General features: G+C 75.2%; 28 protein-coding genes and 1 pseudogene. 18 read left to right on the top strand and 11 right to left on the bottom strand.

The window, feature by feature from the left end; all coding sequences use genetic code 11:
* The first annotated feature begins 26 nt into the window (after positions 1-26).
* The 4 genes from ACI784_RS09715 to ACI784_RS09730 all read left to right on the top strand — a co-directional run bounded on the left by ACI784_RS09715 (position 27) and on the right by ACI784_RS09730 (position 2,299).
* Positions 27-833 carry a bestrophin-like domain gene (locus ACI784_RS09715; protein WP_456923569.1) on the top strand — a complete coding sequence of 269 codons (807 nt, stop codon included), beginning with the start codon at positions 27-29 and terminating at the stop codon, positions 831-833.
* A gap of 99 nt (positions 834-932) precedes the next feature.
* The gene (locus ACI784_RS09720; RefSeq protein WP_456923570.1) at positions 933-1,124 is read left to right on the top strand and encodes a helix-turn-helix transcriptional regulator; all 192 of its coding nucleotides are present in this window, start codon (positions 933-935) and stop codon (positions 1,122-1,124) included.
* Positions 1,114-1,542, top strand: a complete 429-nt coding sequence (locus ACI784_RS09725) for a hypothetical protein (RefSeq protein ID WP_456923571.1) — start codon at positions 1,114-1,116, stop codon at positions 1,540-1,542. The genes ACI784_RS09720 and ACI784_RS09725 overlap by 11 nt, the downstream gene beginning before the upstream one ends.
* 4 nt (positions 1,543-1,546) lie before the next feature.
* Positions 1,547-2,299 carry an alpha/beta fold hydrolase gene (locus tag ACI784_RS09730; RefSeq protein ID WP_457013314.1) on the top strand — a complete coding sequence of 251 codons (753 nt, stop codon included), beginning with the start codon at positions 1,547-1,549 and terminating at the stop codon, positions 2,297-2,299.
* 1 nt (position 2,300) lies between these two features.
* Here ACI784_RS09730 and ACI784_RS09735 read toward each other — a convergent pair whose 3' ends face one another.
* Positions 2,301-3,671, bottom strand: a complete 1,371-nt coding sequence (locus ACI784_RS09735) for a S8 family serine peptidase (RefSeq protein WP_457013315.1) — start codon at positions 3,669-3,671, stop codon at positions 2,301-2,303.
* A 206-nt stretch (positions 3,672-3,877) separates the two neighbouring features.
* Here ACI784_RS09735 and ACI784_RS09740 point away from each other — a divergent pair, with 206 nt between their 5' ends.
* Positions 3,878-4,378: a DUF2505 domain-containing protein gene (locus tag ACI784_RS09740; protein WP_456923574.1), complete on the top strand. Its 501-nt coding sequence runs from the start codon at positions 3,878-3,880 to the stop codon at positions 4,376-4,378.
* On the opposite strand, the gene ACI784_RS09745 is transcribed toward ACI784_RS09740, so the two are convergent.
* Positions 4,375-4,848 carry an N-acetyltransferase family protein gene (locus ACI784_RS09745; protein WP_457013316.1) on the bottom strand — a complete coding sequence of 158 codons (474 nt, stop codon included), beginning with the start codon at positions 4,846-4,848 and terminating at the stop codon, positions 4,375-4,377. The two genes, ACI784_RS09740 and ACI784_RS09745, sit on opposite strands and share 4 nt — an antisense overlap.
* The gene (locus tag ACI784_RS09750) at positions 4,845-5,384 is read right to left on the bottom strand and encodes a universal stress protein (RefSeq protein WP_456923576.1); all 540 of its coding nucleotides are present in this window, start codon (positions 5,382-5,384) and stop codon (positions 4,845-4,847) included. Before ACI784_RS09750 ends, ACI784_RS09745 begins: the two co-directional genes overlap by 4 nt.
* 195 nt (positions 5,385-5,579) lie before the next feature.
* Here ACI784_RS09750 and ACI784_RS09755 point away from each other — a divergent pair, with 195 nt between their 5' ends.
* Positions 5,580-6,815, top strand: coding sequence for a serine/threonine-protein kinase (locus ACI784_RS09755; RefSeq protein WP_457013317.1), 1,236 nt, complete (start codon positions 5,580-5,582; stop codon positions 6,813-6,815).
* 157 nt (positions 6,816-6,972) lie between these two features.
* Positions 6,973-7,479: a mycothiol transferase gene (locus ACI784_RS09760; RefSeq protein ID WP_456923578.1), complete on the top strand. Its 507-nt coding sequence runs from the start codon at positions 6,973-6,975 to the stop codon at positions 7,477-7,479.
* A gap of 3 nt (positions 7,480-7,482) precedes the next feature.
* Here ACI784_RS09760 and ACI784_RS09765 read toward each other — a convergent pair whose 3' ends face one another.
* On the bottom strand, positions 7,483-8,514 hold the full coding sequence (locus tag ACI784_RS09765; protein WP_457013318.1) for an ion channel: 1,032 nt from the start codon (positions 8,512-8,514) through the stop codon (positions 7,483-7,485).
* Positions 8,515-8,688: 174 nt separating this feature from the next.
* On the opposite strand from ACI784_RS09765, the pseudogene ACI784_RS09770 reads away from it, so the two are divergent.
* Together ACI784_RS09770 and ACI784_RS09775 are read left to right on the top strand one after the other, a co-directional pair.
* Positions 8,689-9,219, top strand: a pseudogene (locus ACI784_RS09770) (acyl-CoA dehydrogenase family protein); the annotation flags it as partial.
* 140 nt (positions 9,220-9,359) lie between these two features.
* Positions 9,360-9,797 carry an acyl-CoA dehydrogenase family protein gene (locus ACI784_RS09775; protein WP_457013319.1) on the top strand — a complete coding sequence of 146 codons (438 nt, stop codon included), beginning with the start codon at positions 9,360-9,362 and terminating at the stop codon, positions 9,795-9,797.
* A gap of 15 nt (positions 9,798-9,812) precedes the next feature.
* Here ACI784_RS09775 and ACI784_RS09780 read toward each other — a convergent pair whose 3' ends face one another.
* Positions 9,813-9,950, bottom strand: coding sequence for a hypothetical protein (locus tag ACI784_RS09780; protein ID WP_456923581.1), 138 nt, complete (start codon positions 9,948-9,950; stop codon positions 9,813-9,815).
* 248 nt (positions 9,951-10,198) lie between these two features.
* Here ACI784_RS09780 and ACI784_RS09785 point away from each other — a divergent pair, with 248 nt between their 5' ends.
* The gene (locus tag ACI784_RS09785; RefSeq protein ID WP_457013320.1) at positions 10,199-10,783 is read left to right on the top strand and encodes a hemerythrin domain-containing protein; all 585 of its coding nucleotides are present in this window, start codon (positions 10,199-10,201) and stop codon (positions 10,781-10,783) included.
* Between the two features lie 64 nt (positions 10,784-10,847).
* A complete protein-coding gene (locus tag ACI784_RS09790) occupies positions 10,848-11,156 on the top strand; it encodes a hypothetical protein (RefSeq protein WP_456923583.1) in 309 nt (102 codons plus the stop codon).
* A gap of 1 nt (position 11,157) precedes the next feature.
* On the opposite strand, the gene ACI784_RS09795 is transcribed toward ACI784_RS09790, so the two are convergent.
* Positions 11,158-11,604: a MarR family winged helix-turn-helix transcriptional regulator gene (locus tag ACI784_RS09795; protein WP_456923584.1), complete on the bottom strand. Its 447-nt coding sequence runs from the start codon at positions 11,602-11,604 to the stop codon at positions 11,158-11,160.
* 20 nt (positions 11,605-11,624) lie between these two features.
* Here ACI784_RS09795 and ACI784_RS09800 point away from each other — a divergent pair, with 20 nt between their 5' ends.
* The 3 genes from ACI784_RS09800 to ACI784_RS09810 all read left to right on the top strand — a co-directional run bounded on the left by ACI784_RS09800 (position 11,625) and on the right by ACI784_RS09810 (position 15,221).
* Positions 11,625-12,662 (top strand): ABC transporter substrate-binding protein, encoded by a 1,038-nt coding sequence (locus tag ACI784_RS09800; protein WP_457013321.1) that lies wholly within the window; start codon positions 11,625-11,627, stop codon positions 12,660-12,662.
* 79 nt (positions 12,663-12,741) lie between these two features.
* Complete coding sequence (locus ACI784_RS09805) at positions 12,742-14,202, top strand: APC family permease (protein ID WP_457013322.1); 1,461 nt, start codon at positions 12,742-12,744, stop codon at positions 14,200-14,202.
* The gene (locus ACI784_RS09810) at positions 14,199-15,221 is read left to right on the top strand and encodes an acetamidase/formamidase family protein (protein WP_457013323.1); all 1,023 of its coding nucleotides are present in this window, start codon (positions 14,199-14,201) and stop codon (positions 15,219-15,221) included. Before ACI784_RS09805 ends, ACI784_RS09810 begins: the two co-directional genes overlap by 4 nt.
* 72 nt (positions 15,222-15,293) lie before the next feature.
* On the opposite strand, the gene nhaA is transcribed toward ACI784_RS09810, so the two are convergent.
* The 4 genes from nhaA to ACI784_RS09830 form a co-directional block, all read right to left on the bottom strand.
* The gene (nhaA, locus tag ACI784_RS09815; RefSeq protein ID WP_457013324.1) at positions 15,294-17,942 is read right to left on the bottom strand and encodes a Na+/H+ antiporter NhaA; all 2,649 of its coding nucleotides are present in this window, start codon (positions 17,940-17,942) and stop codon (positions 15,294-15,296) included.
* 123 nt (positions 17,943-18,065) lie between these two features.
* Positions 18,066-18,794, bottom strand: a complete 729-nt coding sequence (locus tag ACI784_RS09820; RefSeq protein ID WP_457013325.1) for a glutamine amidotransferase — start codon at positions 18,792-18,794, stop codon at positions 18,066-18,068.
* 82 nt (positions 18,795-18,876) lie between these two features.
* Complete coding sequence (locus ACI784_RS09825; RefSeq protein ID WP_457013326.1) at positions 18,877-19,842, bottom strand: ABC transporter substrate-binding protein; 966 nt, start codon at positions 19,840-19,842, stop codon at positions 18,877-18,879.
* A gap of 56 nt (positions 19,843-19,898) precedes the next feature.
* Complete coding sequence (locus ACI784_RS09830; RefSeq protein ID WP_457013327.1) at positions 19,899-20,630, bottom strand: class II aldolase/adducin family protein; 732 nt, start codon at positions 20,628-20,630, stop codon at positions 19,899-19,901.
* A 128-nt stretch (positions 20,631-20,758) separates the two neighbouring features.
* Here ACI784_RS09830 and ACI784_RS09835 point away from each other — a divergent pair, with 128 nt between their 5' ends.
* Entirely contained in the window at positions 20,759-21,523 is a 765-nt protein-coding gene (locus ACI784_RS09835; RefSeq protein ID WP_456923592.1) for an IclR family transcriptional regulator, read from the top strand.
* A gap of 86 nt (positions 21,524-21,609) precedes the next feature.
* Positions 21,610-23,241, top strand: coding sequence for a glycoside hydrolase family 13 protein (locus tag ACI784_RS09840; protein WP_456923593.1), 1,632 nt, complete (start codon positions 21,610-21,612; stop codon positions 23,239-23,241).
* Positions 23,242-23,303: 62 nt separating this feature from the next.
* Here the strand turns inward: ACI784_RS09840 and ACI784_RS09845 are convergent, their stop codons facing one another.
* Positions 23,304-24,521, bottom strand: a complete 1,218-nt coding sequence (locus ACI784_RS09845; protein ID WP_457013328.1) for an MFS transporter — start codon at positions 24,519-24,521, stop codon at positions 23,304-23,306.
* Between the two features lie 165 nt (positions 24,522-24,686).
* On the opposite strand from ACI784_RS09845, the gene ACI784_RS09850 reads away from it, so the two are divergent.
* Both ACI784_RS09850 and ACI784_RS09855 read left to right on the top strand, forming a co-directional pair.
* On the top strand, positions 24,687-25,646 hold the full coding sequence (locus ACI784_RS09850; RefSeq protein ID WP_457013329.1) for an alkaline phosphatase family protein: 960 nt from the start codon (positions 24,687-24,689) through the stop codon (positions 25,644-25,646).
* Between the two features lie 52 nt (positions 25,647-25,698).
* The gene (locus tag ACI784_RS09855; RefSeq protein ID WP_456923596.1) at positions 25,699-26,496 is read left to right on the top strand and encodes an SDR family NAD(P)-dependent oxidoreductase; all 798 of its coding nucleotides are present in this window, start codon (positions 25,699-25,701) and stop codon (positions 26,494-26,496) included.
* The last annotated feature ends 5 nt before the right edge of the window (positions 26,497-26,501 follow it).

A 26,501-nucleotide genomic window follows, 5' to 3' on the forward strand; every position in this document is an offset into this window, starting at 1 on the left:
AGGCCACGTGGCCCGGAGGGGGCAGCATGCTGTTCTTCGGGCTGAACACCTGGGTGCTGGCGGCTCTGCTCGGTCTGGTCATGATCGGCACGACGCTCGGCGGGCTGTTCATCGGCCAGCGGATGGGCCGTTCCTCGGACAGGTTCCGAGAGCCGCTCGGGGTGCTGCAAGGGGCGCTCATCGGCTTCATGGGCCTGCTCCTCGCCTTCGGCCTCAGCCTCGCCCTGGGACGGTACGAGACCCGCAGGGCCGACACCGTCGACGAGGCCAACGCCATCGGTACGACCTACCTGCGCGCGCAGACCCTTCCCGAGCCGATGCGCACCGAGACGCTCGACGTGCTGCGGCGGTACACCCGGACCAGCATCGAGATCGCCGACTCGGTGCCGGGAAGCCCCGCCCAGCAGGCGGCACTGTCAGCGAGTGAGCGCGACCAGCGCCGGCTCTGGTCGCTGGCCGGAGACGCTCTCGAGCGAGAACCGGTCGCCAGTGCCCCCCGTCTGTACGTCGAGTCGCTCAACGAGATGTTCGACGCGCAGTCCACCCGTGTGTACGCACTGACGAACCGTGTGCCGACGGCCGTGCTCGTCGTGGAGGTCGTCGGGGCTGCCGTGGCTCTCGGCGCGCTGGCCCTGCACCTCGCCCTGCACCTGTCCTCCATCCGGCGCGGTCTGGCCACGACGGTGGTCGCGGCCCTGCTCGTCACGGTCCTGCTCGTGGTGACCTTCGACCTCGACCGCCCGGCCAGGGGCCTCATCCGGGTCCCGGCGACCCCCCTCGTGGACGTCCATGCCTCCATGTCCGGTCCACCCGCATCCAGCGCTCCCGACTGAGGGCCGCGCACCGGGCCGGAGACAAGGAGGCTTGACACCCGCCGAGGGTGTCAAGCACGCTTGTCGCGACAAGCCCCCTTGACCACCTCGAGGTGTCCGTTGGAGAACGACGTCCGTGCGCTGCGGCTGGCCTGCGGGCTCTCGCAGCGCGAGCTGGCCGAGGCGCTGGAGGTCTCCCGGCAGACGGTCAACTCCATCGAGACCGGCCGCTACGACCCCTCCCTCCCCCTGGCCATCGCGATCGCCCGCCACTTCCAGCGCACCGTCGAGGAGATCTTCCATGTCGACTGACCGACGCACCGGCACCCAGACGGCGCTGGCGCTCGGCGCCGTCCTCGCGGCGGTCGCGCTGCTCATCGCCGTCGGCCTGCTGCTGCAGGAGTACGGGCCGGGCAACACGGGGCTGGGCTTCCTCCAAGGCGCGGCGGTGGCGCTGGTCGCCGTCGCGGTGATGGCGTGGCGGGTGCGCCGGCGTCCGGGTTCGGCCACGAGCTTCGAGCGGGCGTGGACGCAGACCGGTGACGAGCGGGACGACGCCCTGCTCACCCGGGCCCTGGCCGTGCTCGGCCTGCTCGCCCTGCCGCTGACCGGGGTCGCGGCGCTCGCGATCGGGCTCGGCGCCCGCGTGGAGGTGGTGCTGGCCCTGTTGCTGTTCGCGGAGGTGGCCGTGGGCGCGACCGCGTTCGCGGTGGTCAGCCGCCGGAGCTGAGGTCGTGTCGCTGCACGCCGAGGCCGCCGGCCCGCCCGGCGCGCCGGCGATCGTGTTCCTGCACGGCCTCGGGGTGGCGAGCTGGATGTGGTGGCAGCAGGTGCCGGCGTTCGCCGACCACCTCTGCCTGGGCGTGGACCTGCCGGGGCACGGCCGCAGCCGCGACGTGCCGTGGACCTCGCTGGCCGACACCGCCGACCGGGTCGCCGCGCTGGTCCGGGCCCGGGCGCCGGGCAGGCGGGCTCACGTCGTCGGGCTCTCCCTCGGCGGCCAGGTCGTCCTGACCCTCCTGGAGCGTCATCCCGACGTCCTGGAGCGGGCGGTCGTCAGCGGGGTGACCACCGAACCGTGGCCGCACCGCTGGCTGCTCGCCCCGCAGGCCTGGCTGACGACGGCGCAGGTGCGCAGCCGGCGCCTCGTCGACGCCCGGGCCCGCGCCCTCGGCCTGCCGCCGCGGATCCGCGCGGCCTTCACCGCGGACGTGCCGGCGATGAGCCCGCGGACCCGCCGCCGCATCACGGCCGAGGTCGCCGGCTACACCCTCCCTGGCTCCCTGGCCGCGGTGCCGACGCCGACGCTCGCGCTCGCGGGCGGCCGGGAGTCGGCGCTGATCCGGCGGGCGGTGGAGACCATCCCGGCCGTCCTGCCCGTCGCCGCGGGCCGGGTCGTGCCCGGGGTGGGCCACGACTGGAACGTCGAGGCCCCCGACCTGTTCTCCGCGACCGTGCGCGCCTGGATCGAGGGCTCCTCGCCGTGAGTCAGTACGCCGCGGCGCGCACCAGGAAGCCGTAGTAGCGCTCGCCGGCCATCCGCACCGGGTCGCCCTCGAAGCCGTAGGCCCGGTCGGCCGTGTTGTGGTCGGTGGCGTCGGCCCGGATCCGGTCGGCGGTCGCCACCGGGTCGCCCGCGGAGCAGATCCCGGCGTCGATGCACAGCGCCGCCGTCCCCGAGACCAGCGGGGCGCTGAAGCTCGTGCCGGCCGCGGCACCGTAGGCGCTGCCGGGCATCGGACCGGTCACGCACGTCCCCGGCGCGGCCACGGTGTGCGACCGGTCCTGCTCGGTGGTCGCGTAGTTGCTGTAGGACGCCGCGGCGTCGTCCCGGTCCCCCAGCTGTCCGAAGTCGGTGCCGTAGCACGTCGGCGACGCCTGCCCGCCGGGCCGGCCGTCGAAGTCGCTGGCCGCGGTCACCGTGAGCACCTCGTCGTACGTGGCCGGCGCGATGGCACCGAAGTCCACCGTGGAGTTGCCGGCGGCGGCGACGTACAGCGTCCCGGCCTCCACCGACCGGCAGATCGCCGTGTGCATGGCGTCCTGGTCGGTCGCACCGCACTGCCCGTCGTCGGTGCCCGCCCCGCCGATGCTCATGTTCGCCACCGCGATGTCGTTGGCGGGGTCGTCGTCGAGCCGGGTCTGGGTGACCCAGTCCGCCGCGCAGACGACCGCCGCGTTGGTGGCCGTCCCGGTGGTGTCGTTGAAGATCTTGACGCTGTAGACGGGCGCGCCCGGCGCGACACCGACCACGCCGGCGCCGTCGTCCCGGGCCGCCGCGACGCCGGCCACGAACGTGCCGTGCCCGATGGCGTCGGTGAACGCCGACGGCGCGTCCACGGGCGTGCCGGTCGAGCAGTCGACGCCGCCGACGACGTTCAGGTCGGGGTGGCTGCGGTCCACCCCGGTGTCGATGACGGCGATGTTCGTGCCCACCGCGCCGGCGCCGTCCCCGGAGGCGGTGCTGCTCTGCTCGCCGTCGATCCGGTCGACGTCCTCGGGCAGGCACTGCGCGGATGCGGGGCTCGGCCCCTGCTGGCAGGAGACCGCGAAGGGCTCGCTGTCCAGCTGGGCGAACGTCCCGTCGGAGACGACGTAGGCGACGGCGGGATCGCCCTCCAGGGCCGCGGCCTCGGCCTGCGTCATCTCCGCCGCGTACCCGTTGACCGCGTCGTACACCGACTCCGTCTCACCGCCGTACTGCTGGTCGAGGTCGGTGGCGGCGCGGACGGGGTCGGCGACGCCGTCGGCGAGCACCACCAGGTAGCGCGCCTCCGCCGGGGCCGCCGCCGCCACGCTGGGGACGGCCAGTGTCACCGCCGCCGCCCCGACGACTGCCCCTACCGTGATCCTGCGCATGCGGTTGCTCCAGCGGCCGGTGCCGGCGCTCCTACCGGCGAGCGACATGACCGTACGGTTCCGTAATCCCGCGCCGGGAGGCCACGGCCCGACCTCCGTGCGGACCCCGGCCGCGTCGACACGCTCCGTGGACGCGTGCCCGGCTCTCCGTCATCCGTGCGGGTGGTCCGGCGGGCGCGGCGGTCACGGACGGAGGAGGATGCGGCGTGCCCATCGACCACACCGCCACCTTCCCCGCGGCTCCGGACGACGTCCTCGCCGTCCTCAGCGACGAGGCCTTCCTGCGCGACTACGTCGACGCGCTCGGTGCCCGGCTGGAGGGCGTGGAGACCGGGGAGGCCGACGGCGGCCCGCGCACGACGATGCGGCTGCTGGTGCCCACCGTGGGCATCCCGCCGGTGTTCACCCGGTTCGTCGGCCGGGAGGTCGCCGTGGTGGACCGGCGCACGTGGGGCACCGACGGCGATGCCGGGCACCACGGCGTCGTCCACGTGAGCGCCGAGGTCTTCGGGCGCACCGCGGTGGTCCGGGGCGAGCGGCGACTGACCCCGGTCGACGGCGGCACCCGGTCGACGGTCACCGCGGAGGCGGAGGTGGACGCGCCGATCGTCGGCCGGCAGGTGGAGGCCGCCGTCCGCGAGCTCGCGCTGGTCGTGCTCCGCCGCGAGGACGAGGTGCTGCGGCGCTGGCTGGGCGAGCCGGCCTAGTCCAGGCAGCGCTCGTACCAGACCTCGCGCAACCGGCGCCCGCGCCAGTCCCGCTCCAGCACCTCGCCGGTCGGGCGCCACCCGCCGGACTCGTAGAACCGCCGGGGCCCGGTGTTGCGCTCCTCGGTCCGCAGCCGGGCCCGCCGGTGACCCGTCGCCCGGAGCTCCGCCAGCACCTCCGCGAGCAACTGCCGCCCGGTCCCCCGGCCCTGCTCGCCGGGCTCCACGTAGAGGTAGGCGACCTCCCCCGTTGCGTCGTCGGCCCGGGCGAAACCGACGACACGCCCGTTCCGCTCGGCGACGATGAAGCCGGGCTCGTCCAATCGCGCGCGCCACGTCCCGACCTCCGGTTCCGCGAGGACGTCGCCCAGGAACGACGACCAGGCGGCCCGTCCGGCTCGCGCGTGCACGCCGGCGACCGGTTCCGCGTCGTCGGTCGTGGCCGGCCGCAGCACCACGCGTCGGGTCACCCGACCGCCGTCCGCGCGCCCCGGGCGGCGTGCTCCCGGCGCAGGCCCAGCCGGTGCCGGTGTGCCTCCGGTGAGTGGACGACGGTCACCGGGCAGGCCGCGTGCAGCGCGCACTGCATGCTCACCGAGCCCAGCAGCATGCTGGAGAAGCCGCCGTGGCCGCGGCTGCCCACCACCAGCAGGTCCGCGCCCGCCGACTCGCGGATCAGCCCCTCGGCGGCCACGCCCATGACCGCCCGCACCCGCACCTCCGGCACCGGCTGCGGCACGTCGCGCAGGACCTCGGCGACGAACGCCTCGGCCCGCTCGACGGCGACCGCCCGGGCCCGGTCGGCGTCCTGGTCCTCCACCCCGTAGAAGTCCATCCAGACCTCCGGCGGCCGGTACGCGGTCACCGCCTCGACGGGCACCCCGCGACGGGCGGCGTCCTCCAGCGCGAAGCGCAGGGCCGCCCGCGCCCCGGTGGAGCCGTCCACGCCGACCACGACGCGCGGCCCCCGGCTGCGCTCCTCCGCCTCCTCGGCCCGCTGGGTCATGACGCCCTCCCCCGGCCTCCGTCCCCGCCGGACCGGGTGCCCGGCGGCCGGCCGGCACGACCCCAGCGTCGGCCGCCGCGGCGCCGCCGCCCAGGGTCCTTCGTCGCCGCCCTGCCGCCGACCGTCCCGCGGTGCGCTCGGACTCGCGGCGCACTCCGGCCCGCGCCGCGCGGCCCTGCGGCGTACCGTCCGCCCATGGCCGCGGAACCCGCTGCTGCAGAGCGTCTGGTCGGGGGCCGGTACGCGCTGCGCGAGGTGCTGGGCCGCGGCGGCATGGGCGTCGTGTGGCTGGCGACCGACGAGAAGCTGCAACGCCCGGTCGCGGTCAAGGAGGTCACCTTCGCGGTGCACCTGTCCGACCACGAGCGCCGGGTCCTGCGCGAGCGCACCCTCCGCGAGGCCCGCACCGCCGCCCGGCTCGACCACCCCTGCGTCACCGCCGTCTACGACGTGGTGGAGGAGGACGGCCGGCCCTGGCTGGTCATGGAGCACGTCGAGTCCTGCAGCCTGCAGCAGGTCGTCGACGGGGATGGCCCGCTGCCGTGGACGGCGGTCGCGCGGATCGGGCTGGACGTGCTGGCAGGCCTCTCGGCGGCGCACGACGCCGGCATCGTGCACCGCGACGTCAAGCCGGCCAACGTGCTGGTCGCCCCCGACGGCCGGGCCTGTCTCACCGACTTCGGCATCGCGACCGCCACCGGCGATCCGACGATCACCACCACCGGCGCGATCATCGGCTCGCCGTCCTACATGGCGCCCGAGCGGGCCAACGGGGAGCCGCCGGGCCCGGCGGCGGACCTGTGGTCCCTGGGCGCGACCCTGTTCACCGCGGTCGAGGGCCGGCTCGCCTTCTCCCGCGGCGAGCCGATGGCCACGCTCATGGCGGTGGTGACCGAGCCGCCCGGCCCTATGGAGCACGCCGGCCCGCTGGCGCCGGTCCTGCGCGGGCTGCTGACCAAGGACCCCGCCGCGCGCACCACGGCCGAGCAGGCGCGCCGGCAGCTGGAGGAGGCGCTGGCCGGTGCCGGCGTCCCACCCACGTGGTCGCCGCCGGCGCGCGGCCCGGCGCCCGACCGGCCCTCCGGGGCCGCCCGCGACGGCAGCCGCCTGGAGCGGTTCGACGCCGCCGACCTGAAGGGGCTCGCCGCGGCCTCGGCGACCGTCCTCGGCGCCGTGGCCCGCGACGCCCGCGACCAGGCTCGCCACCTCGTCGACCGGCGGCGGGAGCGCCGGACGGCGGGAGCGCCGCCCCAGCCCCCCCAGCCGCCCGGGCCGCCCGAGCAGCCCCCGCCCGCCGCCCCCGCCCGGACGCGTCGCCGCCGGTTCAAGCGCCGGTGGGTGGTCGTCCCCGTCGTGGCCCTGCTGCTGCTGACCCTGGCCGTCCTCGCCGGGCTGACCGCCCTGGCGGGGTACCTGCTCGGCTGGTTCTAGGAGACGCGGGCGCGGCCGATCTGCGGCACGCTCGCGGCATGACGACGCCGGACCCTCAGCAGCCGCAGCCCCGAGACATCGCCCTGGAGCTGGAGACGCCCGAGCAGGCCGCCGACCTGGAGGCGCAGAGCGAGCCGCGGGACGGGGACGACGACTGATGCGCAGCCGCGACCTCCTGCTCTACGCCTACGAGCAGATCGCCGAGACCCTCCGGGGCACCGTCGAGGGGCTCGACGCCGACGACCTCGCCCGGCGGGTCGGCCCCGACGCCAACCCCGTCGGCTGGCTGGTCTGGCACCTGCTCCGGGTCCAGGACGACCACGTCGCCGACGTGGCGGGCACCGAGCAGGTCTGGACGTCGGACGGCTGGGCCGGCCGCTTCGGCCTGCCCGTCGACGAGGCGGCCACCGGCTACGGGATGAGCCGCGAGGAGGTCGACGCGGTGCGGGTGCCGTCGGCCGAGCTGCTGCTGGGGTACTCCGCGGCCGTGCACGAGCGGACGGCGGAGTTCCTGCGCGACCTGTCCGACGACGACCTCGACCGCGTGGTCGACGAGCGCTGGGACCCGCCGGTCACCCTCGGCGTCCGGCTGGTCAGCGTGCTCTCCGACGACCTGCAGCACCTGGGGCAGGCCGCCTACCTGCGCGGGCTGCTCGGAGCGTGAGCCTCAGCGGGTCGCCAGCAGCCGCGCGGGCTCGATCCGGCGTCCGGCGACGTAGTAGATCGTCGCCCCCTCGGTCACGGGCGCGTCCCAGGCCGGGCTGACGACCAGGCGGCCCTCGGTGCGCAGCGCGAGCACGGTGGCCCCGAAGGTGCGGCCGAACCAGGTCTGGCAGTCGCCGAACGTGGCGTGCGCGAAGCCGGCCGGGACGCGGGTCGAGTAGGTGTTGCCGTGTCCTCCGCTGGTCATCAGGTCGTTGTAGACCTGCGCGATCCCGGGGTCGTTGGCCTCCTCGGTGAGCAGGAACGGCATGTGCCACTGCACCGCCTGCACCTCGGGGTGGACGTAGCGCAGCGTGTCGAGCCGGCCGAGGTCGCGCAGGGCGACGACCAGGTGGATCCGCGGGTTGGCGTGCGCGACGGAGAGCGCCACGGCCAGCGCCTCGTTGTCGTCGCGGACGTCCACGACCGCCGTCCCGGCGCGGGCGACGGCGGCGCGGGACATCACGTCCTCCGACGTCAGATCGCCCCGGACGAAGTGGACGTCGGGCAGCTCCGGCAGCGGGTCCTCGGTCACCTCGTCCCAGGCGCAGAGCACCACCTGCACGTCGCGCTCGGCGACGAGCTCGCCGATGATCCGCGCGGAGCGGCCGGGCGTGTACCCGAGCAGGACGACGTGGTCGGCGAGGTCCAGCGTGACCAGCCCCCTCAGTCTCTTGCCCTTCCCCGACTGCAGCGCGGCGGCCAGCGAGGTGAAGAGCAGGGTGAGCGTGACGATGCCGCCGACGATGACGTAGGCCCCGACCAGCCGGCCGCCGAGCGTCTCCGGGAAGACATCGCCGTACCCGACCGTCGCCGAGGTGACGGCGAAGTACCACCAGTAGGTCCCGGGGTCGGCGATGCCGCTGCCCGCCGGCTCGACCAGCGCCATCGCCAGCCAGCTGCTGAGGAACACGAACACGGCGACGGCGAGCGGCAACCGCCAGCCACGCAGCCGCAGGTGCAGCAGCCGCGCGACCCGCGTGATGAAGAACGGCACCCGACCTCCCGACGGCGACCCGGGGCAACCTAACCGACCCCTGCGGGTACGGCGCCGTCCGGCGCGCGGCCCGGTCGCCCCCGCCGTAGCGTCCGCCGGGTGAGTGGGACCAGCCCCGACTTCTACGCCCTCGAGGAGCTCCTCGCCCCGGAGGAGATCGAGCTGCGCGACCGGGTGCGCGCCTTCTGCGACCGGGAGGTCACGCCGCGGATCAACGACTACTGGGAGCGCGCGGAGTTCCCGTTCGAGCTCGTCCCGGGGATCGCCGCGCTCGGCATCGCCGGCGGCACCATCCAGGGGTACGGCTGCCCGGGGATGAGCGCGGTGTCGGCCGGCATCGTCGCCGCGGAGCTGGCCCGCGCCGACGGCAGCGTCGGCACCTTCAACGGGGTGCACAGCTTCCTGGCCATGCAGTCGATCGCCCTGCTCGGCTCGGAGGAGCAGCGTCAGCGCTGGCTGCCGGCGATGGCGCGCATGGAGCGGATCGGCGCCTTCGCGCTCACCGAGCCCCGGCACGGCTCGGACGCCGTCGCCCTGGAGACCTCCGCGCGCCGGGACGGCGACTGCTACGTGCTCGACGGTCAGAAGAAGTGGATCGGCAACGGCACCATCGCCGACCACGTGCTGGTGTGGGCCCGCGGCGAGGACGGCGCGGTCGGCGGCTACGTCGTCGACAAGGGGACGCCGGGCTACCGGGCCACCGTCATGACCGGGAAGACCGCGCTGCGGGCGGTGTGGCAGGCCGAGATCACCCTCGACGGCGTCCGCGTGCCGCTGGAGAACAGGCTCGCCCACTGCTCGTCGTTCCGGGACGTGTCCGCGGTGTCGACCGCACCCGGTACACCGTGGCCTGGCGCGCCCTCGGGCTGGCCACCGCCGCCTACGAGCTCGCGCTCGCGCACGCGCTGCGGCGGGAGCAGTTCGGCCAGCCGATCGCCGGCTACCAGCTGGTGCAGGACAAGCTCGCCCGGATGCTGGCCGAGATCACCGCCATGCAGCTCATGTGCTGGCGGCTGTCCACCCTGGCCGACGCCGGGCGGATGACGGCGGCGATGGCGTCGCTGGCGAAGATGAACCACGCCGCGAAGGCCCGGGCGATCGTCGCCGACGCCCGCGACATCCTGGGCGGGGACGGGATCCTGCTCGAGCACCACGTCGCCCGCCACCACGCCGACATGGAGGCCGTCTTCACCTTCGAGGGCACCGACTCGGTGCAGTCGCTGATCGTGGGCCGGGAGATCACCGGCCTCTCGGCGATCAGCGGCCGACGCCCGGCGCGGTGACGGGGCGGCCTCCCCTCAGCCGACGGCGCTGAGCGGCGTGCCCACCGCGGTCATCTGCTGGCACTGCGGGCAGGCGGTGCGGCCCGCGCCGACGCGCGCCCACTGCTGCGAACCCCAGACCTGCACGATGGCCCCGCAGACGGCGAGTTCCACCTCACCGTCCAGCTCGGCCGGAGGCCGATGGGCCTCCACGGCGTGCCAGGGGTGACTCTGTTCGGTCGGTCGCCCCGGCGACCAGCGGTCGGGACGGGCGAACCCCACGGCATAGGACTCCACGCGTCCCCTGTGCCCCTGTTCACATGGTCGAAACAACCCGGGCGGGTGGGACGGACCAGGTGGGACCGGTGTGTCGCCGCGTCCTGCGGGGAACCCAGGAGCCAGTCGACCGGGAGGAGCACACCGTGACACAGACAGAGGGCCAGCGGGACGTCGTCGACCTGCTGAGCGCGGACCACCGCGAGTTCGACCGCATCTTCACCCAGCTCGAGGGGCTGGTCGGGCAGACCGGGCCCGACGCCCTGCGGCGCAAGCGGGAGCTGGTCGACGAGGTCACCATCGGCCTGGTCAAGCACTCGGTGGCCGAGGAGACCCAGGTCTACCCGCGCGTCGAGAAGCAGGTGGACAAGGAGGAGGCCGAGCACTCCAAGCACGAGCACGCCGAGGCCGAGGAGACCATGAAGCGGCTCGAGCGCATGGACGCCGACGACCCGCAGTTCGACGCCGAGGTGCAGACGCTGATCCGGGAGATCCGGCACCACGTCGAGCACGAGGAGAGCCGGATGTTCACCGAGCTGCGGGCGACGTTCGACCGCGACGAGCTGGTGCGGATGGCGGAGCAGGTGGAGCGGGTCAAGGCCATCGCGCCCACGCGCGCCCACCCGATGACGCCGAACGAGGCCGGCGTCCGCACCGTGCTCGGCCCGGTCGCCAGCCTGCTGGACCACCTGCGCGACGCCGTCAGCGGCCGGGGGAAGAAGACCGACTGAGCGGCACCGCCGGCCCTCCTCCCGCGTTACCGTCGACAGGCACCACGCGGGAGGAGCCGGAACGGTGGAACCAGTCAGCCTGATCGTCGGCGCAGCCCTGCTCGCCATGGGCTTCCTCGGCGGCCGGCTGAGCCGCCGCAGGCCCGCCGCGCCGCCGGCCCCGACCACCCCGCTGTGCGGGTGCGGCCACACGCTCAGCCAGCACGACACCGGGACCAACACCTGCTACGCCGAGCTGCGGCGCGACACCTACGACAAGCGGGGGCGCTGGTCGGGGCACCAGTGGGTGGCCTGCACCTGCCGGCAGTACGTCGGGCCACGGCCGATCGACGAGGTCTTCATGCCGCGGCTGCTGCCGCCGAGCACCGACTGACTCAGGCGGGCGCGAACCCGGCCAGCGCGCGGGCCAGCGTCTCGACCCGGTCCGCGCCGAGGGTGGCCGCCAGCGCGTCCTCGTGCGCCCGGACCAGACCCTCGAGCCGGGCCAGCCGGGTGCGCCCGCGGGCCGACAGGTGCACGCGCACGCGCCGGCCGTCGTCCGGGTCCGGCAGCCGGTAGGCCTCCGCGGCGTCGACCAGGCCGTCGACCAGCCGGGTCAGGGTGGGCGCCGGCAGGGACAGCGCCGCGACGAGCTCCCCCATCGACCGCCCCGGCTCCGCGGCGAGGCAGCGCATCACGCGGAAGACGTCGAGCGTGGCGCCGTCGTCTGCCAGCGCGGCGGTCACGCCGCGGGCCACCCGGCGTTGCGCGACGGTGAGCAGCTCCACCAGCGAGGTGCCGGGACCCGCCGTCACCGGGTTCGCCTGCTGCTCGACGACCATGGCCGCACCATACTCATCAGGTGCCCGAACCGACCGGTCCCGTGGACGCGTGGGAGGCACTGCTCCTCCCCCGCCCTCCGGACGTCGTCCGCGTCGGGCTGGCCGTCCCGCTGACCGGGCCGCTGGCGATGACCGCCCCGTCCGCGCTGGACCTGGCCGGCCTCGCCGCGGACGAGACGAACGCCGACGGCGGCGTGCGGGGCCGGGCGGTGGAGCTGGTGACCGTCGACTCCGGGCGGCCGCCCCTCGTGGTGGCCGCCGAGGCGACCGCGCTGCACGAGGCCGGCGCGTTCGACGTCCTCGTCGGGTTCCACACCAGCGACGTGCACCGCGCGCTGGAGACCGCCCTCGGCGGCCGGGCGCCGTACGTGTTCACCCCGCCGCACGAGGGCGGCCGGCACCGGGCGGGCGTGCTGCGGATCGGCTCCTCCCCGCGCGACCAGCACGCCGCGGCGCTGGCCTGGCTGGTCCGCCACCGCCGGGCCCGCCGCTGGGCGCTCGTGGGCAACGACTACGTCTGGCCGCAGGCCGTGCACCGCGCCGCGGCCGCGGTGCTGCGCGGGCTGGGCGCGGACGTCGTCGGCGAGCTGCTGGTGCCGTTCGGGCCGGCCGACCCGGGCCCGATGGTCGACCTCGTCCGGCGCACCCGCGCGGACGCCGTCCTGCTGAGCCTCGTCGGGCGGGACCTGGTCGCGTTCAACCGGGAGTTCGGCCGGGCCGGGCTGGACCGGCGGGTGGTGCGACTGTCCGGTGCGCTGGAGGAGAACGGCCTCTACGCGGTCGGCGGGGACGACACGGGCGAGCTGTTCGCCTGCATGCCGTCCTTCGCCGCCGTGGACGGCGCCGCCGACGAGGGGCAGCTCGACCTGCAGGAGCGGCACCTGCGCCGGGCGGGCCCCGCCGCGCCGGTGGTGTGCGCGTACGCCCGCGGCGTGTACGACGGGGTGCGCCTGGCCGTCACGCCGGCCGGGCCCCGGCCGGCCCCGCGCCCGGTGCGCGCCGTCCCCCGGCTGGCCCGGGCCGAGGGGCTGGCCTTCCGCGAGGTCCGGATCGCCTGACCGGCATCTGCTTCCATCTGGAAGCAGTGCGGCCTAGTCTCTCCCCGCCCGGCCCCGAGCCGGAGGAAGAGGAGTGGCCGTGAGCGACCCCCGTACCACCCACCACCGGACCGGCGACCCGGCCGGTCCGCTCCCGGGCGCCGCACGGGGACCGATCCCCGCGACCGGCGACCCGGGCGTCGAGGCGTTCGGCTACCGCCAGGAGCTCAAGCGCTCGCTCAGCTTCACCGACCTGCTGGTCTACGGCCTGATCTTCATGGTGCCGATCGCACCCTTCGGCATCTTCGGCAGCGTCTTCCAGGCCTCCGGCGGGATGATCGCGCTCGCCTACGCCATCGGCGGCCTGGCCATGGCCTTCACCGCCGCGTCCTACTCGCAGATGTCGCGCGCCTTCCCGATGGCCGGCTCGGTCTACACCTACGCCGGGCGCGGCATCGCCCAGCCGGTCGGGTTCATCGCCGGCTGGATGATCCTGCTCGACTACGTGCTGGTCCCGGGCCTGCTCTACCTCATCGCCGCCGTGGCGATGAACTCGATCTGGGCCTCGGTGCCGATCTGGGTGTGGCTGGTCGGCTTCGTCGTCCTGAACACCGTCGTCAACTACTTCGGCATCGAGTTCACGGCCCGGGTCAACAAGATCATGCTGGTCGCCGAACTGATCGTGCTGGCGATCTTCCTGGTGATCGGCATCGTCGCGCTGGCCTCCGGTGAGGGGCGCGGGTTCGACTTCTCGCCGATCTACAACAGCGACACGTTCTCCCTCGAGCTCGTGTTCGGCGCGGTGTCCATCGCGGTGCTGAGCTTCCTCGGCTTCGACGGCATCTCGACCCTCGCCGAGGAGAACCGCGAGTCGGCGCGCTCGATCGGCAAGGCGATGATCGCCGCGCTGGCGCTGGCCGGGACCCTGTTCATCGTCCAGACCTGGGTCGCCGCCCTGCTCGTGCCCGACCCCGACACGCTCATCGCCGAGGGCGACGCCGCCGGGACGGCCTTCTACGACGCCGCCGCGGTCGCCGGCGGGGCCTGGCTGTCGACGCTGACCGCCATCGCCACCGCCATCGCGTGGGGCTTCGCCAACTCCCTGGTCGCGCAGGCCGCCACCTCGCGGCTGCTGTTCGCCATGGCGCGTGACCGCCAGCTGCCCGGCTTCCTCCGCAAGGTGCACCCGACCCGCCGCGTGCCGGTCAACGCCACGCTCCTGGTCGCCGCGGTCTCCCTCGTGCTGGGCCTCTACATGAGCAGCCGGGACGACGGCATCTCGCTGCTGTCCACGCTGGTGAACTTCGGCGCGCTGTCGGCGTTCCTGCTGCTGCACGTCTCGGTCGTCGTGCACTACGTGGTGCGGCAGAAGAGCCGGAACTGGTGGCTGCACCTGGCCGTCCCGGTGATCGGGTTCGCGATCCTCGTGTACGTCGTGATCAACGCGCAGGTGGCCGCGCAGACGCTCGGCTTCGTGTGGCTCGGCATCGGTGTCGTCCTGCTGGTCGTCCTGCTCGCCACCGGCCGCGAGGCGGAGCTCCGCGCGGAGGAGGGCCTGTGACGATCTCGCTGGAGGTCGTGACCGTCGAGCCGACGGCCGACCAGCTCCGCTACACCTTCGGCGGCGGCGAGCCGCTGGTGACCGTCGCCCCGGGCACGGTGGTCGAGCTGACCACCGAGGACTGCTTCGGCGGCCGGGTCCGGGGCGTCGGCGACCTGCCCAGCCAGGTCTGCGAGTTCCCCTACCTCAACCCGGTCACCGGGCCGATCGCCGTCGAGGGCGCCGAGCCCGGCGACACGCTGGCGGTGCACGTGGTGGACATCGCGCCGGTCCGCGACTGGGCCGTGTCGACGACGTTCCCGCACTTCGGGGCGCTCACCACCACGCACTCGACGGCGATGCTGCACGAGGCGCTGGAGGAGCTGGTCTGGGTCTACGAGGTCGACCGGGAGCGGGGCACCTGCCTCTTCCGTCCCCGCCGCGGCGGCCCCGAGGTCGAGCTCCCGCTGGACCCGATGCACGGCACGATCGGCGTCGCGCCGGCCGGCGGTGAGGTCTTCGCCAGCATCACCCCCGGGGCGCACGGCGGGAACATGGACACCCCCGAGGTCCGGGCCGGGACGACGCTGTACCTAGGCGTCAACGTCCCGGGCGGGCTGCTCTCCCTCGGCGACGGGCACTGCCGGCAGGGCGAGGGCGAGGTGTGCGGCACCGCCGTCGAGGCGGCGATGCGCACCGTGGTCGTCGTCGACCTGGTCAAGGGCGGGGCACCGGCCTGGCCGCGGCTGGAGAGCGACGAGTTCCTCATGTCGACCGGCTCGGTGCGGCCGCTGGAGGACGCGTTCCGGATCAGCCAGCACGACCTGGTGACGTGGGCGGCGCAGCTGACCGGGTGGGACCAGCTGGACGCCTACCAGCTGGTCAGCCAGGCCGGCCTGGCGCCGGCGGGCAACGTCGTGGACACCAACTACACGATGGTGGCGAAGCTGGCCAAGCGGTACCTGGGCGGCGCCGTCGCGGTCGACGGGGTGCACGACCGGCTGCGGGAGACCGCCGCGGCCTACCTCGCCCAGCGCTGAGTCCCGCGCGGACGGCCCGGCGTGGCGGGTACCCCCAGGGGTTCCCGCCACGCCGTGGACGTCCTGGCCGGCTCAGCCGCCGGCGCCGACGGCCGCGGCGACCTCCGCGTCGGTCGGGTTGCGCAGCACCTCCCCGCGCCGCCACACCACCACCGGCAGGTCGGCCTCGGAGACCCCCAGCTCGCCGAGCAGCGCCGCGCCGTCGGCGGTGCTGTCGAGGTCGACGAAGACCGCCGCCAACCGGTTGCTCCGGGCGAAGTCCTGCAGCCGGCGGCTGTCGGGTGCGCCGGCCCGGCCGACGATGCGCAGGTCCGCGGCGAGCTCGAGCAGCATCGAGCGGCGCAGGAGGAACGAGCGCAGCACCGTCTCCTTGAGGTCGTGGTCGGCGGCGAACACCTCCCGCATCCGGTCGTCGGGCACGCACAGCACCTCGCCCGCCCGCAGCACGTGCGCCGTCAGGGACACCGGGGCGTCGCTGAACAGGTCGAGCTCGCCGAGGAAGCGGCGCGGGCCGTGGACGGCGAGCACCCGCTGCCCCGGGCGGCCGAGGTCCTCCACCATCGCGACCGCGCCGGAGAGCACGACGGCGAAGTCGTAGCCCGGGTCGCCCTCGCGGAAGACGGCGTCGCCGGCCTCGTACCGGCGCCGGACGCCGAACCGGTCCAGCACCGCCAGGTGCTCGTCGGTCAGCCGCGGGTCCGCGCCGTCCCGGTCGGGGGTCTCCGGCAGGTCGGCCGGCACGGGCTCCGCGACCGCGTCGGCCGGCGGGCGCTCCTCCCGCCGGGGGCCCAGGGCCGGCAGGACGAGGCCGGCCGGGTCGTCGCCGGCCGCGGCGGGTGGGACGTCGGCGGCGACTCCGGCTCCGGCGGTGGCCAGGAGCGCGGCGGCGAGGGTGTCGGCGTCGTAGGGGCCGGCGTGCCGGCGTCCGTTGACGAAAAAGGTGGGCGTGCCCTCGACGCCGCTGGCCTCCGCCGACTCGACGTCCTCCTCGACCCGGCGGGCGTGGCGGCCGGCGCCGAGGTCGCGGGCGAAGCGCTGCACGTCCAGGCCGATCGCCGCGGCGTGGTCGAGCAGGTCGCCGGGGGTGAGCCGGTCCTGCGCGGCGAACATCTCGTCGTGCATCTCCCAGAACCGGCCCTGGGCGGCGGCGGCCTCGGCCGCCTCCGCGGCCAGCCGCGCGTGCGGGTGGACGTCGACCAGCGGGACGTGCCGGAACACGTAGCGCAGCCGCTCCCCGAACCGCTCGCGCAGCTCCTCCACCGCGCCGGTGGCCCGGCCGCAGAAGGGGCACTCGAAGTCGCCGTACTCGACGAGGGTCAGTGGCGCGTCCACCCGGCCGCGGACGTGGTCGCGCGCGGGGTCGACCGGCGGGTCGAGCAGCACCGGCCGCCCGGTGGCGCCGGGGGGACGGCGGCGGTCGGCGAGCCGGAACAGCCCCCAGCCGAGCAGCGCGGCCAGCAGCGAGGCGATGAGGACGCCGACCCGGGCCTGGTCGGCCAGCCGCTCGTCGTCCAGGGCCAGGTCGACGATGAACAGCGAGATCGTGAAGCCGATGCCCGACAGCGCCGCTCCCCCGGCCAGCTGCCAGCCGGTGAGCCCGGGCGCCAACTCGCCGAGCCCGCCGCGCACCGCCAGGAGGGTGCCGAGCAGGATGCCGAGGAGCTTGCCGGCGACGAGCCCGCCCACCACGCCGAGCGTGACCGGTGAGGTGAGCGCCGCCCGCAGGGTGTCCCCGCTGAGGACGACCCCGGCGTTGGCGAGGGCGAACACCGGGACGATGACGAAGCTGGTCCACGGCTGCCACAGCTGCTGCAGCCGCTCGCTGGCCGACACCGAGCGGTCGATGCTCAGCCGAGCGGCCCGGGCGAACTCGGGGTTGGGCGACTGCCGGTAGGCCCGCGTCAGCCGGGCGGCGTCCTCCACCTCGGCGACCCGCGCCGGGTAGGCGGGGGTGAACAGCGCGATCACCACGCCGGCGAGGGTGGGGTGGACGCCCGAGGCGTACATCGCGATCCACACCGCGACGCCGAGCACCAGGTACGCCGGGCCGCGCCAGACGTTGAGGTACCGCAGGCCCAGCATCAGCGCGAGGCCGAGCACCGCCAGGGCGAGCGGGACGACCGCGAGGTCCTCGGTGTAGAAGAGCGCGATCACGCTGAGCGCGCCGACGTCGTCGGCGATGGCGAGGGTGAGCAGGAACAGCCGCAGCTGCGCCGGGCAGGCCGGGCCGACCAGCGCCAGCACGCCGAGCAGGAACGCGGTGTCGGTGGAGATGACCACGCCCCAGGCCGACACCGCCGGGCCGCCGAGGTTGAACAGCACGTAGACCAGCGCCGGCACCGCGAGGCCGGTGACGGCGGCCAGCGCCGGGACCGCCGCCCGGCGCCGGTCGGTGAGCTCGCCCATGACCAGCTCGCGCTTGATCTCCAGCCCGACGACGAAGAAGAAGAACACCATCAGGCCGTCGTTGACCCAGTGCTGCAGGTCCAGGGCGAGCTCCGTGCCCCCCACCCGGACGGCGAACTCGGTGTGCCAGAAGGCGTCGTAGGAGTCGCCCACCGGGGAGTTGGCCCACAGCAGCGCGGCCACGGTGGCCAGCAGCAGCAGGCCGGCGCTCCCGGCCTCGGTGCGCAGCCTGCGGCGCAGCGGCGCGACGCGGGCCAGCAGGCCGGAGCCCCCGCCCGGGGAGGACTGCGTGCCGGTCACCACACCCGCGCCCATCGGGCTCCCGTCGCCGGGGTCATCCAGGTCTCCCGCCCCTCCAGGGCCCGGGCGGTGGACGACCGGGCGTGCGGTGGCAGTCTCCCGCCCGCGGGCCGCCCGGTGAAGCCGCCCCGTGGGCCCTCAGGCGTACCGGGCGACGAAGTTGGCCAGCATGCGGCCGGGGTCGGAGACCACCGCGGTGCGCAGCCGCGCGATCAACTCCTCGAGCTCGGCGGGAGGGAAGTAGCCGGCGTGCTGGTAGACCCGCGCCCGCGTGACCACCCCCGGGACGTCGAGCTCGGGGTGGAACTGGGTGGCGTACACGTTGCGCCCGACCCGGAACATCTGCACGGGGCAGGCGGCGGAGGTGGCCAGCAGCACGGCCGAGGGCGGCAGCACCCGGCAGGCCTCCTTGTGGCCGACCAGCGCGTCGAACACCTCCGGCAGCCCGGCCAGCACCGGGTCCTCCCGGCCGGCCTCGGTGAGCTCGATCGCCACGCAGGACACCGGCTCGCCGAAGGTGCGGTCGACCACCCCGCCCTGGTGCACCCCCAGCGTGCCGATGCCGTAGCAGGCTCCGAAGAAGGGGAGGTCGCGCGCGACCACCTCGTCCAGCAGCGGGCGCAGCTCGGCCTCCACGCGGTGCTGGTCCGGCGACTTCTCCTCGGGCGGGTCGCTGGAGTTGAACGGTCCCCCGCCGAGGAAGACGCCGGAGAAGTCGTCGAGGTCCAGGTCCGGCAGCGGGCCGGCCTCCATGCGCACCCGGCGCAGCTGTGCCTCGTCGAGCCCGGTCAGCCGGAGGAACGCCGCGTACTCGTCGTCCGCGGCCTCGTCCTCGGCCCGCGAGGCCAGCAACAGGAACGGGCGCACGGGCGCCGATGCTAGGCCGCTCCGGAGGCCCGACGCGCGCGGCCCGGGGGACGACCGGTCGTCGTCCCCCGGGCCGTGGGGGTCAGGGCAGCAGCTGGTCGAGGTCCGGCTCCTGCGAGAGGGTGCCGTACTCCGTGGCCTTGGCCCCGAGCAGCGCCATGGCCTCCTCGCTGAACTCCGTCCGGAAGGTGGGGATGGTGATCCGCTCCAGCACCGCCGGGTCGATCTCGGTGTAGGTGCCGGTGATCCGCCGGACCTCGTCGGGGTTCTCCTGGGCGAACTCCAGGGACCGGTTCATGGCCCGCTGGAAGGCCTCCACCACCTCCGGCTGCTCCTGGAGCAGCTGCTGGGAGGTGAAGACGCAGGAGATGTCGAGCTCGGGGTGGAAGTCGGAGAAGTTGTACGACAGCACCCGCGCGCCGGCGTCGACGGCCTCGGTGAGGAAGGGGTCGAGGATCCACGCGGCGTCGACCTGGCCGCTCTGCAGCGCGGCCGGGGCGTCGGGGAACGGGATCTCGACGAACTGGACGGCGCCCGGGTCGCCCCCGGCCTTTTCGACCACCGAGCGGATGGTGGTGTCCCCGATGTTGTTCAGGGTGTTGACCGACACCGTACGGCCGGCGAGGTCGGCCATGGACTGGATGGGCGAGTCCCCCGGCACGACGACGGCACCGAAGTCGGGGTTGCCGGCCGTGGAGTTGGCGTTGGTGATGCACTGCAGGGGCAGCCCCTGGTCGACGGCGATCATGGTCGACAGCACGTTGCCGCGCCCGAACTCGAAGTCCCCGGAGACGACGCTCGGGACGACGGCCGCGCCGCCGACCGCGCTCTCGATGGTGAGGTCGAGCCCCTCCTCCTCGAAGAAGCCCTGGTCGACCCCGAGGTAGAGCGGCGCGGAGTCCACGATGGGCTGGGTGCCGATGGTGACGGGGGTCGGGCCCTCCTCCCCCGGCGCCGCGCTCCCGGAGCCGTCGGAGCTCCCGCACGCGGTGAGGGCGAGCAGCGCCGCGGCGCCGACGGCGGCGGCGCGGGACGTGGTTCGGGTCAAGGTGGAACTCCTTCGGGCCGGGAGGGGTGCGGTCGGGGTGGTGCGGGGGCGGTCGGTCACGCCGGCACCCGGGCGCGGTCCCGCCAGAAGCCCCAGGCGCGGGGGATCTGGGCGGTGATGGTCGCCACGGTCGCCGCCGCCTCCTCGTCGGTGAGGAAGACGCACTCGCCGAGGCGCAGCGCCTCGCTCTGCACGCGGGCGTTGACCTCCGCGTACACGGCCCGGTACACGGCCTCCTGCAGCGAGGCGCCGACCGACGTCGAGCCGTGGCCGCGCATGAGGACCACGGAGGCCTCGCCGAGCGACCCCGCCAGCGCGGCCCCGGCGGCGGCGTCCCGCACGAGGAGGTCCGACGCCGCGCCCAGGGAGTCGCGGGCCTCGAAGACGGGCACCCGCGGGGCGAGGAAGCCGGCCATGTGCAGGATCGGCCGCAGCGGCGTCCGGGAGACCCCGAAGGGGATGAGGGCCGGCGAGTGGCTGTGCACCACCGCCTGCACGTCCGGACGCGCCCGGTAGATCTCGGCGTGGATGTACAGCTCGAGGTAGGACGGGCGGGGGTCGTCGGTGTGCCCGTCGAGGGTGATCAGCTGGACGTCGTCGGGCCGGACCAGGCCGGGCGCGAGGTTGCGCGAGAGCAGGAAGGCACCCGGGTCCTCGGCCGACCGGACGCTCACGTGCCCGAAGCCGTCCAGGATGCCCTGGTCGACGAGGACGTGGTTGGCCTCGGCCAGCTCGCTGCGCTGCGCTCCTGGGTCCGCTCGGTCGGCTCCCGCGGCTCGTTCCGGCACGCCGGCCCTCCTCAGCTCCTCGCGGGTGACGGTCACCCGCGCTGGGATCGTGACCCGCACCACGCGGAGGACCGTGCGGCATTCTGGACTGCGGAATCGACCGCTCCGGAACTCAGGAAGGGGCAGCGGTGGACAACGAGCCGGTGTACCGCATCGAGTCCGTCGACTCCGCCCTCCGGCTCGCCGTCCTGCTGCAGCACGAGGGGCCGCTGCGGGTGTTCGAGGCCGCGGAGCGGCTGGGGGTGGCCCGGTCGACGGCGCACCGGATCCTGTCGATGCTGGTGTACCGGGACTTCGCCTGGCAGGACGAGGACCGCCGCTACCACGCCGGCCACGTCCTGCGGCCCATGCCCGCCGCCGAGCCGGCGAGCGTGCTGCGCCGGGTGGCGCTGCCGCACATGCGCAGCCTGGTCGACCAGTGCGCGGAGACGGTGAACCTCGTGGTGCGGACCGGCGACCGTGTGCGCTTCGTGGCCACCGTCGAGTGCGACCAGCTGCTTCGGGTGGGCGACCGCGAGGGCCGCCTGCTGCCGGCGCAGGCGGCCTCGGGCGGCCTGGTGCTGCTGGCCGCGCTGTCGCCGCAGGCGCTGGCGGAGATCTGGTCGGGGCCGGACGCCGGGCCCGTCGACCTGCCGGCGCTCACCCGGACGCTGGCCCGCGTGCGCCGCCAGGGCTTCGCGATCAACAACCAGGCCACCGAGCGGGGCGTCACCGCGATCGGCCACCCCGTCCACCGCGAGGACGGCGAGGCCGTGGCGGCCCTGACGCTGTCGATGCCCACGGTGCGCTTCAGCCGGGTCCGGGTGCCCGAGTGGGTCGCCGCACTCGGCGCGACGGCGCTGGCCCTCGAGCGCGACCTGGCGGCGGCGCCCGGGAACAGCACCGACGGCTGAGCCCGGGCGGAACCTGCCAACCGGGGCGGGCGGTTTTGTGATCCGAGCCACACCACACCCGGGGGCGGACTGCCGATAGAGGCCACATGGCACGTCGGCTCTCCCTCGCGGGGCTCTCGACCGACCCCCGCACCGCCTCCGCGTCCGCTCCGTCGCCCTGGTGGCGCAGCGCCGTGGTCTACCAGGTGTACCTGCGCTCGTTCGCCGACAGCAACGGCGACGGCATCGGCGACCTGGCCGGCCTGCGCTCGCGCCTGCCCTACCTGGCCTGGCTCGGCGTGGACGCGCTGTGGATCAACCCGCACTACCCCTCGGGCGGGGCCGACGGCGGCTACGACGTCGTGGACTACCGCGCCGTCGACCCTGAGTACGGCGACGTCGCCGACCTCGAGGCCCTGGTGGACGACGCCCGCCGGGTGGGCCTGCGGGTCGTGCTGGACGTCGTCCCCAACCACACCTCCGACCAGCACCGGTGGTTCCAGGCCGCGCTGGCCGACCCGGACTGCCCCGAGGCCGGCCGCTACCACTTCGCCCCGCCGTCGGAGGAGCCGCCGAACAACTGGCAGTCCCTGTTCGGCGGGCCGGCCTGGTCGCGCACGCCCGACGGCCGCTGGTACCTGCACCTGTTCGCCCCCGAGCAGCCCGACCTGAACTGGCGCGACCCCGAGGTCGCCGCCGACTTCGAGCGGACGCTGCGGTTCTGGCTGGACCGCGGGGTCAGCGGCTTCCGGGTCGACGTCGCCTACGGCCTGTACAAGGACGCCGCCCTGCGGGACAACCCCGGGTTCTACGCGCCGACCCTGTTCGGGCACGGTCCGGAGCAGGCGATGACGTGGAACCAGCCCGAGGTGCACGACGTGTGGCGCCGCTGGCGGTCGATCTGCGACGAGTACCCCGACACCATGCTGGTCGGCGAGGTCTGCCTGGCCGACCTCGAGCAGGTCGCGCTGTACTCGCGGCCCGACGAGATGCACCAGGCCCTGTCGTTCCGGCTGCTCAAGTCGGCGTGGGACACCGACGCCTTCGCCGAGGCGATCTCCAGCGCGCTGGACGCGTTCGGCACCGTCGGCGCCCCGGTGTCGTGGGTGCTGGGCAACCACGACAAGGAGCGTCAGGTCACCCGCTTCGGCGGCGGCGCGCTGGGCCGCGCCCGCGCCCGCGCCGCGGCGCTGCTGATGCTCGCGCTGCCCGGCTCGGCGTACCTCTACGCCGGCGAGGAGCTGGGCCTGCCGCAGGCCGTCGTCGCCGACGAGGCCAAGCGGGACCCGATCTTCCTGCGCAGCGGCGGCGCCCGCGCCGGCCGCGACGGCTGCCGCATCCCCATGCCGTGGAACGCCACCGACGGGGTCGGCTTCTCCCCCGACGGCGCCGCGGAGCCGTGGCTGCCGATCCCGGCCGACTGGGGCCGGTACGCGGTGTCGCGGCAGGCCGGGCGCAGCAACTCGACGCTGCAGCTCTACCGCCGGGCCCTCGCGGTGCGCAGGGCGCACCCCGCGTTCGCCACCGGCACGGCGACGGTGACCACGCACGGCGACGTCCTCACGGTGCGCTGCGCGGGCGAGGACGAGACGGTGCGCTGCGTGGTCAACATGGGCACCGAGACGGCGCTGGTCGGCTGCTCCGGCACGGTGCTGCTCAGCTCCAGCACGCGGGTGCACGCCGCGGTCGGGACCGTGGCCCTGCCGCCCAACAGCGCCGTCTGGCTGCTCGAGCACTGACGCGGGCCCCCACCGGCCGGGCCGGGACTCCTCCCAGGTGGCGCCGGCCGGGCGCCCTCCGCTCAGCCGGGCTGCAGGGCGGTGCTGCGCCCCAGCACCAGCGAGAGGACGAGCGCGGCCAGCGTGAGTCCCCCGGTGAGCAGCACGACCGCCGTCCAGCCGCCGCCGTCCCAGGCCACGCCGGCGAGGGTGCCCCCGACCGACGAGCCGACGTAGTACCAGAACGAGTACAGCGAGGCGGCCTGCCCGACGGCACGCCCGCCCGAGGCCGCCCGCAGCGCCACCCACCCGCTGGCCACGCCGTGGGCGGCGAAGAAGCCGATGGTGAGCACGCACAACCCGGTGACGAACAGGGCCAGGGGCGCGGCGAGGGTCAGCGCGACCCCGCCGGCCATCACCGCCACCGCGACCGGCACCACGGGCCGCCGGCCGAACCGCCCGGCCAGCTCCCCGCCGACCGCCGAGCTGACCGAGCCGAGCAGGTAGGCCAGGAACACCAGCCCCGCCACCGCCGGCGCGAGCGCGTAGGGCGCGGACTCCAGCCGGAACGTCGCGGCGTTGTAGGCCGCGACGAACGCCCCCATCAGCAGCGCCGCGCAGCCGTACAGGCCGAGCAGCACGGGGTCGGTGACGCCGGCGGCGAGCTGCCGCAGCACCGGCACCTCCCGCGGCACCCGCACGAACCGGCGCGACGGCGGCAGCAGCAGCCGCACCGCGACCGCGCACCCCACCCCCAGCAGCGCGACCCCGCCGGTCGCCGTCCGCCAGCCGCCGAGGTCGACCAGCACGCCGCCGAGCAGCCGGCCGGTCAGCCCGCCGATCGCGTTGCCGCTGACGAACAGGCCGATCGCCCGGGCGGAGACCGACGCGTCCAGCTCCTCCCGCAGGTAGGCCGCGGCCACCGCGGGCAGGCCGGCGAGCGCGAAGCCCTGCAGGCCGCGCAGGACGAGGAGCACCGGCCAGGTCGGGGCCACCGCGACCAGCACCGCGAGGAACGCCGAGGTGGCGAGACTGCCGTGCAGGATCGCCGTGCGCCCGCGCCGGTCGGACACCGGGCCGAGGACCAGCAGTCCCAGGGCGAGGCCCGCGGTGGCCACGGAGACCGACAGCGTCGAGGCCGCCGGGGAGACCGCGAAGACGCGGGTGAGCTCGGGCAGCAGCACCTGCGGCAGGTAGAGCATCGCGAACACCGCCACCCCGGCCAGGAAGATCGCGAGCGTGGCGCGGCGGAAGCCCGGCTCGCCGGCGCGGTACCCCTGGTCGGCCGGGAGCGCGTCCATCCCCCGACTCTGCGCCTGTGACCGGCCACACCACCTGTCAGGTCCCTGTGAGTCACGCGCCACCCCTTGCGCCGCCCCCGGGGCGGGTCGAGGCTGCGGACGCTGCAGTTCCGTTCCGTGGCAGCGGGGGTGGCCCGCCGCCGGTCGTCGCCCCCGGGAGCCGCGATGCCCGCCGTGCACCAGCCCCGCGCGTCCGCGACCGGCCGCACCCGGACGCCGCGCGGGCGCCCGGCGGCCGTGCTGGCCCTGGCGCTGCTCCTGGCCGCCTGCACGTCCGGACCGGCGGGCACGTCCGGCTCGGACGACGCCGCCGCGCCATCCCGGGGCGGGACGGCCGAGCAGGGCCCGGCGGCGTCCGGCGAGCTGCCGCGCCCGGACCACGTCGTGGTGGTGGTGTTCGAGAACGAGGACGCCACGGACGTCGTCGGCAGCTCGGACGCGCCCTACCTGACGTCGCTGGCCCGGTCCGGCGCCGACTTCACCGACGCCCACGGCGAGGTGCACCCGAGCCAGCCGAACTACCTGGCGCTGTTCTCCGGGTCCACCCAGGGCGTCGAGGACAACGACTGCCCGGTGGAGCTGACCGGGGACAACCTCGCCAGCCAGCTGCTGGCCGCCGGGGAGACCTTCGTCGGGTACGCCGAGGGCCTCCCCCGCCCCGGGTACACCGGCTGCGAGAGCGGCGACTACGCCCGCAAGCACAACCCCTGGGTGAACTGGACCGACCTGCCCGACTCGGTGAACCAGCCCTTCAGCGCCTGGCCCACCGACCACGCGCAGCTGCCCACCGTCGCCTTCGTCGTCCCGGACCTGTGCAACGACATGCACGACTGCGGCGTCGACGTGGGCGACGCCTGGGCCGAGGACAACCTCGGGCCCTACGTCGAGTGGGCGACGGCGCACGACAGCCTGCTGGTGGTGACCTTCGACGAGGACAGCGGCACCGACGACAACCACATCGCCACCGTCGTGGCCGGCGCCGGTGTCGTCCCCACCCGCAGCGACCAGCGCATCGACCACTACGACCTGCTGCGCACCATCGAGGACATGTACGGCCTCGAGCCCCTCGGGGAGGCCGCCGACGCCGAGCCGATCACCGGCATCTGGGCCGCGGCGGGCGGCTGAGGCCGCCGCCGGTCCGCTCGCCGCCGGCCGGCCGGCCCGGTAGGCAGGGGGCATGGACCTGCAGCTCACCGGCAAGCGGGCGATCGTCACCGGCGCGAGCCGCGGCATCGGCCTGGAGATCGCCGACGGCCTGGCGGCCGAGGGCGTGCACGTGGCGCTGGTCGCCCGGGGCGCCGAGGCCCTCGACGCCGCCGCCGGCCGCGTCCGGCGGCACGGCACGACCGTCCTGGCCTGCCCCGCCGACACCCGGGACGACGCCGCGGTGCGGGCCGCGGTCGAGCGCGTCGTGGCCGAGCTGGGCGGGGTGGACGTCCTCGTCAACGCCGCCGCCCGGCCGGCGTCCTCGGGGCCCGTGCCGCCGCTGGCCGAGCTCTCCGACGACGCGCTGCGCGAGGAGGTGGAGACCAAGGTGCTGGGTTACCTGCGCTGCGCCCGGGCGGTGGCGCCGCACATGGCCGCGGCCGGCTGGGGCCGGATCATCAACATCAGCGGCCTCAACGCCCGCCGGACCGGCTCCCTCGTCGGCTCGGTGCGCAACGTCGCGGTGGCCGCGATGACGGCGAACCTCGCCGACGAGCTGGGGCCGGCCGGCATCACCGTCACCGTCGTCCACCCCGGCATCACGGTGACCGAGCGCACCGCCCAGCTGCTCGCCGACCGGGCGGCCGAGCAGGGCGGCACGCCCGCGGAGGCGGAGCGGGCGATGGCCGCCGGCACCAGCATCGGCCGGCTGGTCACCGCCCGGGAGGTGGCCGACGTGGTCACCTTCCTCGCCTCACCCCGCAGCGCGGCGATCACCGGGGACGCCGTCGCCGTGGGCGGCGGCTCCCGCGGCGTCATCTCCTACTGACCGCC

This window comes from Geodermatophilus sp. SYSU D01186, assembly GCF_054050215.1.